This window comes from Neglectibacter sp. X4 (assembly GCF_009917365.1).
Taxonomy (GTDB): Bacteria; Bacillota; Clostridia; order Oscillospirales; family Acutalibacteraceae; genus Acutalibacter.
In genome coordinates, this window is the sequence record NZ_QWLE01000134.1 from 1 (window position 1) to 2,225 (window position 2,225).

Consider the following 2,225-nt stretch of genomic DNA (forward strand, 5'->3'; position numbering starts at 1 on the left):
GTGGGCGCCACAGCCTACAGCCTCACAGCCTATCAGGAGCAGCTTCCCCAGGTGGAGCTGATAAAGCCGGACAGGGGGCGGCTGCCCCCGGAGTGCCTTACAGACGGGCCTGATGGGAAAATCATGAACACAGTGGAGCGCCAGGACGGCCCCTGGGGCCAGCGGTATGTGATTAAGCAACTGACTGTTTATGCCTATCAGGAGCTGCCGGAAGGGGGTTTCTTCGTATATGAGGCGGTGAGCAACGAAAATCCGGTGGTGCGCAGCACCACGGCGGATTTCTTGTGGGACGGCATGGAAGTCCGAATCGCGTAGGAGGGGAAAGAAATGGCAAGTTTGCAGCTAAAAAATTTGAAAAAGATCTATCCGCACAGTGCCAATACGCGCAAAGGGACAGAGAAGAAGACGAACCTTCAGATTACCGAAGAGGGCGTGGTAGCTGTGCAGGATTTCAGCCTGGATATTGCCGACAAGGAGTTTATCGTGCTGGTAGGCCCATCGGGTTGCGGCAAGACTACCACTTTACGCATGGTGGCAGGACTGGAGGAAATCACTGCCGGGGAGCTGTATATCGACGGCAAACTCATGAACGATGTAGAGCCGAAAAACCGAGATATCTCCATGGTTTTCCAAAGTTACGCTTTATACCCTCATCTTAAAGTGTGGGAAAACATTGGCTTCCCGCTAAAACTGCGCAAGGTGGATAAGGCCACTATCCGCAAGCGGGTAAAAGAAGTGGCGGAGATTTTGGACATCACCGAGTACTTGGACAGAAAGCCAAAGGAACTTTCCGGCGGTCAGCGCCAGCGGGTGGCCATTGGCAGGGCCATAGTGCGTGAACCCAAGGTGCTGCTGATGGATGAACCCCTCTCCAACTTGGACGCGAAACTCCGCAACCACATGCGCACGGAAATTATCAAGCTGCGGCAGAAAATCAACACGACCTTTATTTATGTGACCCATGATCAGACCGAAGCCATGACCTTGGGCGACCGCATTGTCATCATGAAGGATGGGTTCATCCAGCAAATTGGGACGCCCCAGGAGGTTTATGACCATCCGGCAAACCTGTTCGTGGTGGGTTTCATCGGTACGCCCCAGATGAACTTTTTTGAGGGTGAGTTGCTCCATAGCGCGGAAGGGTACCATATCACAGTGGAGGGCCATCCCATGTCCCTGCCCATGGAGAAGCAGAACCGTCTGGCGGCGGCAAATGCCCAGCTCCAGAAGATAACGATGGGCGTGCGCCCCGACTACCTGTACCCTGCTGGGGAGAGGGAAGGACTTGCCGCCCGGGTAGAGGTCACAGAAATGATGGGTAGCGAGGTGCATGTACACGGCTCTGTAAATGGGAAAGATGTAGTGGTTATCGTCCCCACCGTGGACAAGGACGGCAGGCACTTCCAGCCACCGGAGGTGGGGGAGGAGATCCGCCTGGACTTTAGCACAGAGCTGTGCCACCTGTTCGGCGGACACGGAGAGAATTTAGAGAAATAGATATACTGTCTGTTCGGGTAGGAATATGCCAATCGAGGAATGCCCTTTGCTTCAATATATTTATTATGCGGTGTCAACGCAGGCATCCACTATGATGTTTGCGAAGACATATAGGCCGAACCAACCATGACTCAGCGGCCACATACCCATTCCAACCTTTTATCTGGATTTGCCGCCCAGATGGTTCTTTGTGATAGGGCTGAAAGCAGCCATCTGCTGTTCTCAGTAAAATTCAGGAACGGTTTATATGCAATGCCTTGTTAAACATTTTTGTGCTCCTTAAATGATTTTACAAAGGTGCAAGCGGGTGATTGTATGTACATTAGGCACACCCTGGAGGACTGCTGATGCAGTTGCTCTAAATATCTAAGTGGGAGGCCAAACATATGGCTAAGAAAAAGTTAGGGAAATCTCAGCGTGAAGGTATGCTTAATACGTTTATTGAGGCCCGGTGTTCTTGTGGCAACTGCCGTTGTACATGGTGCGGCGGGTGCAGTACATCTGTTGATGGGCAGGCCAGGTTGGACGGCGGCCAGTATAACACCAGCAGTATTCTTACTGGATACTTTAATACACTGGGTGCTATGTAAGTAATCAATAGGGGGAGGCTGGGTGGAGCAACAATCAGCCCAGCCATCCTTTTATTATGGGAGACTAACTATTAAAAGTCAAGCCCCAAAATGAGAAAAATTGGAAATCGACGAAGAGTGGTGAAGGGCATGGAAAAA

General features: G+C 51.6%; 3 protein-coding genes. All 3 read left to right on the forward strand.

Annotation, left to right across the window (positions count from 1 at the left end; genetic code table 11):
* Positions 1–315, forward strand: a 315-nt coding sequence (locus D1841_RS17045) for a hypothetical protein (RefSeq protein WP_161880190.1), incomplete at its 5' end; no start/stop codon positions are given.
* Positions 316–327: 12 nt separating this feature from the next.
* Positions 328–1,497 carry an ABC transporter ATP-binding protein gene (locus tag D1841_RS17050; protein WP_160644844.1) on the forward strand — a complete coding sequence of 390 codons (1,170 nt, stop codon included), beginning with the start codon at positions 328–330 and terminating at the stop codon, positions 1,495–1,497.
* A gap of 386 nt (positions 1,498–1,883) precedes the next feature.
* Complete coding sequence (locus D1841_RS17055; protein ID WP_160644846.1) at positions 1,884–2,087, forward strand: hypothetical protein; 204 nt, start codon at positions 1,884–1,886, stop codon at positions 2,085–2,087.
* The last annotated feature ends 138 nt before the right edge of the window (positions 2,088–2,225 follow it).